The organism is uncultured Dialister sp. (assembly GCF_937959425.1).
Classification (GTDB): Bacteria; Bacillota; Negativicutes; order Veillonellales; family Dialisteraceae; genus Dialister.
In genome coordinates this window covers 1-8,927 of sequence record NZ_CALGPS010000188.1, presented here as the reverse complement: position 1 = coordinate 8,927, position 8,927 = coordinate 1, and the positions used below count along the sequence as shown (strand labels likewise).

At 53.7% G+C, this 8,927-nt stretch carries 6 protein-coding genes; 3 read left to right on the top strand and 3 right to left on the bottom strand.

Going from position 1 to position 8,927, the window contains the following annotated elements; all coding sequences use genetic code 11:
• Positions 1 to 406: 406 nt before the first annotated feature.
• The 3 genes from Q0482_RS07815 to bioA all read left to right on the top strand — a co-directional run bounded on the left by Q0482_RS07815 (position 407) and on the right by bioA (position 3,781).
• Positions 407 to 982 carry a biotin transporter BioY gene (locus tag Q0482_RS07815; protein ID WP_296981763.1) on the top strand — a complete coding sequence of 192 codons (576 nt, stop codon included), beginning with the start codon at positions 407 to 409 and terminating at the stop codon, positions 980 to 982.
• 54 nt (positions 983 to 1,036) lie between these two features.
• Positions 1,037 to 1,711, top strand: coding sequence for a dethiobiotin synthase (gene bioD / locus Q0482_RS07810; protein ID WP_299145249.1), 675 nt, complete (start codon positions 1,037 to 1,039; stop codon positions 1,709 to 1,711).
• A gap of 717 nt (positions 1,712 to 2,428) precedes the next feature.
• Positions 2,429 to 3,781 carry an adenosylmethionine--8-amino-7-oxononanoate transaminase gene (bioA, locus tag Q0482_RS07805; RefSeq protein ID WP_299145248.1) on the top strand — a complete coding sequence of 451 codons (1,353 nt, stop codon included), beginning with the start codon at positions 2,429 to 2,431 and terminating at the stop codon, positions 3,779 to 3,781.
• 435 nt (positions 3,782 to 4,216) lie between these two features.
• Here bioA and Q0482_RS07800 read toward each other — a convergent pair whose 3' ends face one another.
• The 3 genes from Q0482_RS07800 to Q0482_RS07790 form a co-directional block, all read right to left on the bottom strand.
• Positions 4,217 to 5,269, bottom strand: coding sequence for a hypothetical protein (locus tag Q0482_RS07800; RefSeq protein ID WP_299145246.1), 1,053 nt, complete (start codon positions 5,267 to 5,269; stop codon positions 4,217 to 4,219).
• 721 nt (positions 5,270 to 5,990) lie between these two features.
• Complete coding sequence (locus Q0482_RS07795) at positions 5,991 to 6,743, bottom strand: LytTR family DNA-binding domain-containing protein (protein WP_299145244.1); 753 nt, start codon at positions 6,741 to 6,743, stop codon at positions 5,991 to 5,993.
• A 12-nt stretch (positions 6,744 to 6,755) separates the two neighbouring features.
• The gene (locus Q0482_RS07790) at positions 6,756 to 8,489 is read right to left on the bottom strand and encodes a histidine kinase (RefSeq protein WP_299145242.1); all 1,734 of its coding nucleotides are present in this window, start codon (positions 8,487 to 8,489) and stop codon (positions 6,756 to 6,758) included.
• Positions 8,490 to 8,927: the final 438 nt, after the last annotated feature.

The window sequence follows — 8,927 nt, the reverse complement described above, 5'->3', positions numbered from 1 at the left end:
TCCCTTGCCCACCCCTGTTTCAGGGGTGGGTGGCGAGCGCAGCGAGCCGGAAGGGTTTCTTATGAAATGAAAGTGCGCTGGCCGCCTCTTCGTCATTTCGAGCGGGGCGGCGTGGCGTTATGGGGGATAACTGTGACCGCCGATAATGAAACGCTGAGTCGAGAAATCTCTGGCCTCAATGCGGTATGTATCATTAGGGAGTGAGATTTCTCCGCTCCCCTTTGCTGCGGTGGACATGACGGCAGGCAGCACCTGTGTCATTCGATTTCCTTTCAAATGCTGATTTTATGGCCTTGAAAAATATATTGTAAACGTTGAAATAAATTTAAGGTTGTTATATGATATACGTATGTAAACCGTGTATACGGTAGAACAGTAACAAATAGTTTACAAACGAGGCGAGAACATGGTCAGGGAGAATGCATTGGAAGCGGGACAGGGAAAGTCCAGGGAAATTGTTCTTTTCGGGTTGTTTACGGCGCTTATAGCCATAGGGGCGTTTATCCGCATTCCGGTGCCGGTGTGTCCCTTTACTTTGCAGCTCCTTTTCACCACCCTGGCAGGGCTCATTCTGGGCAGCCGTAAAGGGGCCCTTTCCGTGGCCCTCTATGTACTGCTGGGACTGGTGGGGGTTCCTGTGTTTACGGAAGGCGGCGGCCCTTCCTACATTTTCCAGCCTACCTTCGGCTACCTGGTGGGGTTCATTGCAGGCGCCTGGCTCACTGGAAAGCTTCGTGAAATGTCGGGCTCCTGGTCCTTCGGCAAGGTGCTCTTTGCCAATCTCTGCGGCCTGGCGGTGGTGTACCTTTTTGGTATGATTTACGTCTATTTCATCAACAATTTCTATATCGGAAAAACCATCGGCGTATGGGCAGTGATTCTTTACTGCTTCCTTCTGGCCGTACCGGGAGACATCTGCCTCTGTATTCTGGCAGCTTTCCTTTCCAAACGGCTGGTGAAGGCGCTGGGGATACATGAATAAAGATTACAAGGAAGAAATATTTCTTCCTTATTTTATTGCAAGGGGGAGTTTGAAATGAGTAAAGGATTGTTTATTACAGGCACGGACACGGACATCGGAAAAACCTATGTCACTGCCCTTATCGTGAAAACCATGAGGCAGGCCGGCTATGATGCAGGCTACTACAAAGCCGCCATCAGCGGGGCGCCCACCGTGGCTGCTTCCGACGCAGGCTTTGTGAACAAATTCGCCCACATCGACGAGCCGGAGGACATGATTCTTTCCTACCTCTACCAGCACGCCGTGTCTCCCCATCTGGCCGCTCAGATGGAAGGGCACCCGCTGGAAAAGGAAGTCATCCTGAAGGCCTGGAAACGGGTGACTGAGAAATATCCCTACGTCACCATGGAAGGCAGCGGCGGCATCGTATGCCCCATCCGCCACGATGAAAAAGCCCATTACTACCTGACCGACATCATCGGCTGGCTCCACCTGCCGGTGCTGGTGGTGGCAGACGCAGGCCTTGGCACCATCAACCACGTGGTCACCACCTGCGAATACATCAGGAACCGCCACATCCCCATCAAGGGCATCATCCTCAACAACTGGCAGGGCGGTGTCATGGAAGAGGATAATGTGAAAATGATTGAAGAAATCACCGGCGTCAAGGTCATCGACCGGGTAAGAAAGGGAGACACCATTCTACACTGTGATCCTAAAGTGCTGGAAGGATGCTACGCGGAAGTGTGAATGATTGAGACATTGGCGGTGCCAGGCCGTATCCCTATATATGAAAAAGGGGCACGGCTGACGCCGTGGGTTGTATAACAAGGTTGTGTTCGCTTTGCTCAAGGGGCGGGAATAGAGAGGGATGACTGGATTCCCGAAAGTGCCGTTAGGGCTGACGGAGCCGTTGGCTCCGAAGGTTGACTGCCCTGCGGGCTGAAGGGGCTCAGGTTTGACAGGCCTAACGGTCAGTCGATTAAAAGGAAGGCCCTTTTATGGGCAGGCTATGGGCTAACTTCGACTGACTTGCACATTCTCTGCAGAATGTGCACAGCCTGAGGGTTGTGCTATCGCCGCCTTTGGCGGCGATGAGTATAAATGTCGCCTGTGGTGCGGTTGTACGGTTTTGCGAGCGCCGCGAGCCAGCCGCCGCAAGGAGGCTATAAACTGCGGCGAAGCCGCCACCACAACCCTCGCAACCGCAGACGCGTTAAACTTAAGAACCCTCAGTGGCGAAGCCGCTGTCAAACCTAAGAACCTTTCGCACCCGAAGGGCGCCCCTCTGAACCCGGGCCACCCCATGGCCCTTCAGGCCCATCCCCCTTTGGTACTCCGTACCACCTTCCCCCCGCAGGCGGGGAGACTATATGTTGGGGGAGAACCCTCTGAACCTTTTCACTGAAATTGAAGAAGCAGCAAATCCTGACGTATGAAAATAATAGAATCAAAGGAGTATACAAAATGGCAGATATTAACTGGGAAGCGGAAGATAAAAAATACATCTGGCATCCGGCCATGCAGATGAAGGACAATGAAGTATTTCCACCGGTGGTGGTAGACCACGGCAAGGGGGTATACCTGTACGACACCCATGGCAAGGAATATCTGGATATTATTTCTTCCTGGTGGTGCAACCTTCTGGGCCACTGCAATCCGGAAATCAATGAAGCCCTGAAGAAACAGGTGGACCAGCTGGAGCACGTGATTTTCACCAATTTCACCCATAAACCGGCCATCGAACTCTGCCGGGAGCTGGAACCGCTCCTGCCGAAGGGCCTTACCAAGTTCACCTTCCACGACAACGGATCCTCCTCCGTGGAAGCAGCCCTGAAAATGGCTTTCCAGTACCAGTACCAGACCGGCCATCCTGAAAGAACCCGCTTCATGTGCCTCCCCGAATCCTACCACGGCGAAACCATCGGCGCCCTGTCCGTGGGTTCCATGGATCTTTACGCCAAAATATTCCATCCCATGCTCATGAACAATATCCATTTCAAAGGCCTGGACTGCTACCGCTGTCCTTACGGCAAGACAAGGGAAACCTGCCATGTGGAATGCTTTGAAAGCGCCGAAGAAGCCTTTAAGAAATACGGCAAAGAAACGGTGGCCTGCATTGTGGAGCCGATCCTCCAGGGCGCAGCCGGCATGCGCATCTATCCGGCTGAATACCTCCGGAAACTCCGGAAACTCTGCGACGAATACGGCGTCCTCCTCATCGACGATGAAATCGCCGCAGGCTTCGGCCGCACAGGCACCCTCTTTGCCATCGAACACGCCGGCGTTTCCCCGGATATCCTCTGCACCTCCAAAGGCCTCACCGCCGGCTACATGCCCATGTCCATCACCATTACCACCGACAAGGTATACGACGCCTTCTACGACGACTACGGCACCCACAAAGCCTTCGTCCACAGCCATACCTATGCAGGAAATCCCATGGGCTGCGCCATCGCCTTGACCGTGCTGAAAATCATGAAACGGGACCACATCCTGGAAAAGGTGAATGAAGACGGGAAATATCTCCACGAAGAACTTATGAAAGCCCTGGGCCATCACAAAAACGTAGGTGAAATCCGCCATATCGGCCTCATCAATGCCATCGAACTGGTGGAAGACCGGTCGACAAAGAAAGCCTTCGACCCGGCCAAACGTATCGGCTGGCATATCTTCAGAAAGGCCATGGACCTGGGACTGGTTCTCCGCCCCATGGGAGACATCATCTACTTCAACCCGCCGCTTACTATCGAAAGAAAAGATATGGATAAGGCCGTGAAACTCTGCACCGAAGCAGTACATGCGGTACTGGGGAAATAGAGACATTAGCGGCGCTTACCGGTATTCCCGAAAGAGGGGAAAGGTTGACGGGGCCTGCGGCCCCGAGGTTTGACGGCCCTGCGGGCCGAAGGGGCTTAAGGTTGACGGCCTTTCAGGCCGAGGGTTGTGGATTGCCCTGCGGGCAATACTTATAAATACCGCCGCAGGCGGGGGTTGTACGGTTTTGCGAGCGAAGCGGGCCAGCTGCCGCAAGGCAGCTAAAAACTGCGGCGCTGGCCGCCACCAAAACCCTCGCAACCGCAGGCGCGTCAAACCTGAGAACCCTCCGGCCAGAGGCCGGTCAAGCTTAAGAACCCTTCTACACAACCCTTCTACACAGCCCGCCGCCGAAGGCGGCCACAACCTTCGGGGTGAAGCTCCGTCAACCCCTATAATAAAAAAGCCCTCCGGCTCAAATGCCGGAAGGCTTTTTGCTTATTCCTTAGGCCCATATACATTGATCATTTCTTTGACAGTAAGAGGCTTTTTCCTCTTATTATCTTCCCTTGCCTGTAGGAAAGCGGGCTTTTTGTCAATGGCGGTATCCAGGGAGTCCATGGCGTGGTCCACGGTTTCTGCGGAAATACCCTCTGCCGGTGCGGCGTCGGCCGGTGCGTCCATGGAACCTTCGTGGACGGTGCCTCCGTGGTAGGAGAAGTTGTTTTCCACGATGCCGTCGGGATTGGTGGCTTCGTAGCCGCTTACGTGCTGCAGGCTTCCATCGGGGCCGCTGCGGAAGTAGTCGTGGGTGTGGTGAACGCCGGGGGCATCCACTACATCGTGGCCCGGCGTATCCGGCGCGCCGTGGTGGGCAAAATCGTAGGCGTTGGAAGGGCTGTCCACCGTATCAAAGGTATCTGCCGAATCCATGGGAGCATTGGTGGTGTCCACGGTGTCTGCGCTGTCGAATCCGTCCAGCGCCTTCACGAAGGGCATGAGGAGCAGGATGATGAGGAGCGGCGCCACGCCCATAATGGGCATGGCCCGTTTTAAAGTGTAATGGTTATGGTACAGCCACAGCATGATGAGGTGGAAACCCAGGGTGACCATGAAGGCAATGGCTGCGGCGTACACAGGGTTAATGGAAAAGAAATAGCGGTGGAAATAGTGATAGGGAATATCCACATACCAATGCAGCCCGAATAGGGCGGCCATGCCGTACATATAGAAACCGGCCAGCACCGCCCGCCAGTTTTCAATAATGTAGCCCAGGCGTGCAAAGAAAATCAGCAGCATGATGACAAAAGCCACCGGCGCCAGAAAGGGAAAGAAGGAAATCAGCGCAAAGGCAATCACCGCTGTGATCAGGATGGTGAGGATCCGCTTCCAGGTATAAAAAATAAAGAGGCCGATAATAAAGGCGATGGAAAAAGCCTTGTACTCCGGCCGCATAATGTTGATAAATACGTAGAAAAAAGTGACCATCATGAGAACCAGATGGGCTGGAGTAAAGCAGGTATAGGGATTTCGGGCTGTTGAAACTGACAAATCATCACATCCTTGAGTTAGTGGGGGAGTAGGCAGTACGGCACCGGGCTGTATTCCCGAAACTGCCGTTAGGGTTGACGGAGACTTTGGCTCCGAAGTTTGACGGCCCTTGTGGGCCGAAGGGACTCAGGTTTGACAGGCCTAACGGTCAGTCGATTAAAAGGAAGGCCCTTTTATGGGCAGGCTATGGGCCAACTTCGACTGACTTGCACATTCTCTGCAGAATGTGCACAGCCTGAGGGTTGTGGTATCGCCGCCTTTGGCGGCAATGAGTATATATGCCGCCAAAGGCGGCAGAGAAAACCATACAACTGGGCTTCGCCCGTGGAAATGCACCCCTATTCCCGCTTCGCGGGGCTTCCCCCAAAGGGGGAAGTTTGCTCTACGCTTGCCTATAGTGTCATGTGGCACATTGCTTAGTACCCTTAGTCCCACCGCTCAGCGGGTGGGAAGGTGGTGCCGTAAGGCACCAAAGGGGGAAAGCCACCGGAGGTGGCTAATCTCCGTAATGCTGCTTATAACGAATGAAGTTAAAAGCTGAGCATAGAGTAAAGTTTCTTCTCCGGGGGAGGCGAGCGAAGCGAGCCAGCCTCCGCAAGGAGGGTATAAACTGCGGCGATGCCGCCACCACAACCCTCGGGCCCGTAGGGCCCGTCAAACCTAAGAACCCTCCGGTCTTTAGACCGGTTAATCTTAAGAACCTTTCGCGCCCAAAGGACGCCTAAATATGCAGCACGTCCTTAAATGCCTTGATATAATGTCTCGACACCGGCACTTTCTGCTTTTCGTAGCTGGTCATGGTGAGGAGGAGGGTGCCGTTGTCCTGGGGCTGGATTTCATGAATCATGGATAGGTTCACGATGTAGCCCTTATGGGTACGGAAGAAGCCCAGGGGGGTGAGGAGGTTTTCTATGTCCCGGAGGGTCATCTTAGATTCTACTATACCATTGGTGGTGTAGAAAAGGGAGCGGTCCGATTTTTCCGTACACACCAGCACGATTTCCTCGGAAGGGGAAATCATGAGGGTTTTATTTCTTGTCTGGATGGATACCTTCTGGGAGGAGACCTTCACTTCCCCCGGCACCGTTTTTTTCCGGAGGAGGGAAAGGCTGTCGGAGAGCCTTTCGATGGTGCGGCGGATGCGGGCATCGGAGTAGGGCTTCAGGATGTAGTCGAAGGCTTCCAGGTCGAAGGCCTGCAGGGCAAACTGGCTGTATCCTGTGGCGAAGACGATTTTCAGAGGCAGATCCATTTTAAGGATTTCCTTGGCGCACTCCAGCCCGTTCATCATGGGCATTTCGATGTCCAGAAAAAGGATGTCCACATTGGGGTGGGTCTTTAGAAACTGCAGCACTTCCCGTCCGTTGGTGCATTCGCCCACCACTTTAATGCCGGGAATGGCGGACAGTTCATACTTCAGCTCTCCCCGGGCAGGGAGCTCGTCATCTGCAATCAGCGCTTTGATTTCTTCCATGATGTTCCTTTCTCAGACCTTCTGCGGTGCCTTGCGGGGCAGCACGATGGTTTGTGTAATCGTATCCTCTTCCGCTTTCGGAGATTCGACCTTCTTTTCAATCTTCGGGATATTGGCAAACACCAGGGTGCCCTTGTTTTCCTTACTTACGATATGGAGGCCGCAGGCGCTGCCGAAGAGGGAGATGAGCCTCTGGTGCACATTGATGAGCCCGATCTGGTCACGGCGCTTGTGGTCGATGAGGAGCTTCTTTCTCTTCTTCGCCGATATGCCGATGCCCGTATCCAGCACATAAATCTTGAAATACTTCGGGTGCTCGATGAGCCCCACCTTGATTTTCCCGCCCTCCGGCCGTTTGAAAATGCCGTGAATCACCGCATTTTCCACAAGGGGCTGCAGGAGCAGCGGCGGCACCTGGATAGAGTCCAGCTTATCCTTCGGGAAATCGTAGGTAATCTTCAGCCTGTCGCCGAACCGCGCCCGCTCCAGTTCCGTGTAGCATTCGATCACATGAAGCTCCTCGGACAGTGGAATGAGCCGGGAAGGGTTGTTCAGACTGTGGCGGAAATAGTCCGACAGATACTGGATAAGCTTCCTCGCCGTATCCGGGCTGCTCCGCACATAGTAGCTGATGGTATTTAATGTATTATATAAGAAATGGGGATTAATCTGTGCCTGCAGCGCACGGATTTCCGCCTCTGCCAGGAGATTTTCCTCCTCCTTCATCTTATCGTACTCGTAGATGGCCTCCATGACGTGGCAGATACCGTGGAGGAACTCGATGCCCATCTTCGTAAACGTATCCCCCTTGCTCTTGGCGGCGATAATCCAGCCCACCGTCTCATCCTTGTAGGTGACAGGCAGAGTCATCAGATGGGGCATGTCCGGCAGCGTCTTCTGCAACTTCAGGATGGCGATTTCCGCATCCCCCTGGGTCACATCCGCTTCCGTCTTGTAATTGGTGCGGGTGTAGAACTCCTCATTATAACAAACGGCAGTCCAGATGAGACTGGGCAGGGAAGAAATCATGAGCTCCGTGATTTTGGAAATATTGGCATCATTGAACCCGTCATGAAGCGTGGCAAAGAGAGCCGCCACGGCGTCGAAGGTATTCTTCGTGGTCTGGGTCTTCTCCGAATCCCTCTGGTGTATAAAGAACTCAATCACCATGTAGAAAAGAGACACAGCGATGGTATTCGTCACGATGATAGGCAGGGACAGGGCAAAGAAATCCTCCGGATGACTGATGGTAGCAGGGAAAGTAAGGAACGCATAGAACAGCCAGAAAAGAAGCTCCAGCACAAAGGCATCCAGAAAAGCCCACATCCACAGCTGATGATGATGCTTCTTCAGCCGGCGGGACATAAACCCCGCCGCAATCCCCTGGATAATGGTGAGCCCTCCGTGGATAAAAGCGGCGTCCGTATGGATGAAGAACGCCCGATGGAACCCGGTAATCACACCGGTCACCGACCCCACCACCGGCCCGCCGATAAAGCCCGCCAGAATAATGCCCACCGCCCGGAAATTGATAATCCCCCCGCCGGCCCGCACATTCCAGTACGTGCCGCAGATAGAAAGGATGGAGAAAAGGATGATGAAAAGAACCATGTGCCGCCGGCTGAAATGCTTGGCGGAAATGGCTTCACGGAAAAAAGTGGTGCGGCATATGAGGAGCAGAAGAAGAAGGAAAATGGAAATGCCGAACCATACATGCTGTACGCCGATAATCCATGAGGAATTCATACTATCATCCTTTCGCTAGGGAAAAGTGGGGGAGGGGCACTAGGGTTAGTGCTGAAAAACTCGTTTCCCCTTGAGGGGAAGTGCCGCGAAGCGGCAAAAGGGTGTAGGAGGTGGAGCAAAGAGATGAGAGGCTAATGATGGCCTGACCGCCGAAAGGCGGCCTGCTTTGACATGGAATGTCATTTGAGGCTCTTACCGTAGAACACCCCCGCGCCACTGCGTGGCCCTCTCCGCCCCGGTGGGAAGCGTGTCACTTGATTCTCAGTCGTCTTCGACTCCCTGCGAATCAAGTTCCCTTGCCACCTCAAGGGGGCGCAAGGGGCGATGGTGCTACTTACTCTTGCCACCTCTAAAGGACGCAATGTTTAGAGCCGGAATTTCTTGTTTCCCCTTGAGGGTAATGCCATTAAGCTAAGAATTTCATAGATTTTTTCAAAC